The organism is bacterium (assembly GCA_024224155.1).
Lineage (GTDB): Bacteria > Acidobacteriota > Thermoanaerobaculia > Multivoradales > JAHEKO01 > CALZIK01.
The window spans coordinates 1-880 of record JAAENP010000043.1; the positions used below are offsets into that span (position 1 = coordinate 1).

At 63.4% G+C, this 880-nt stretch carries 1 protein-coding gene; it reads right to left on the reverse strand.

The window, feature by feature from the left end; genetic code table 11:
• Positions 1–880: hydrogenase iron-sulfur subunit (locus GY769_02725; GenBank protein ID MCP4200831.1), on the reverse strand; the 880-nt coding region annotated here is incomplete at both ends.

Below are 880 nucleotides of genomic sequence, written 5' to 3' on the forward strand. Positions count from 1 at the left end.
ATCAACCGGATTGCCGGCGGGTATTGCAGACGCGAGGTTCCGGCGTTGTCGCCTCCCGCGTACGAACACCAGTTGCAGGCGAAGGCAACGATCTTCTCCATCGCGTTGTCGGCCAGGATGCCGTCGATCTGAGCCGTGATCTGAGCGTCCTCGAAGTGGCGCATGATGATCGCGTCGAACGGGCACTCGGCGGCGCAGGTGCCACAGCCGGCACAGGCGGCCTCGATGAAGTCGGGCAGGATGCCGGCCTTCTTGTCGGCTTCGACGATGGCGTTGAACGGGCAAACGGCCGCGCAGATCTTGCACTCAGCGCAGAGATCGGCGATCAGCTCGGCGGTGATGGCCTCGATGCGCACCTCGCCGGCTGACAGCAGGTTGCTGGCGCGCATGGCGGCGGCGCCGGCCTGGGTAACGCTGTCCTTGACGTCCTTGGGTGACTCGACGCAACCTGCGAAGTAGACCCCCCTGGTGGGAGCGTCGACCGGCTTGAGCTTGGGGTGGGCTTCCATGACGAAGCCGTCGGAGGTGTGCGAAAGGCTCAAGACCTCGTCGATCGAGCGCTTGCCGTTTCCGTTTGTCTCGAACTTGCGCGGCACGAGGCCGGTGGCCAGAACGAGCATGTCCAGGCGATGCTCCTCGCGTCGGCCGGACAGGGTGTTTTCGACCTCGATCACCAGCTCCTTGGTTTCCGGGTCCTCCTCGGCGCTGCCCGGAAGCCCGCGAATGTAGTCGACGCCCTCCTCGCGACTCCTGCGGTACATATCCTCGAAGCCCTTGCCGAAGGAACGAATGTCGATGTAGAAGACCTTTTGCTGGCTGTCAGGATAGTGCTCGGCGATCTGCAGGGTCTGCTTGATGGTGTTCATGCAGCAGATGTTCG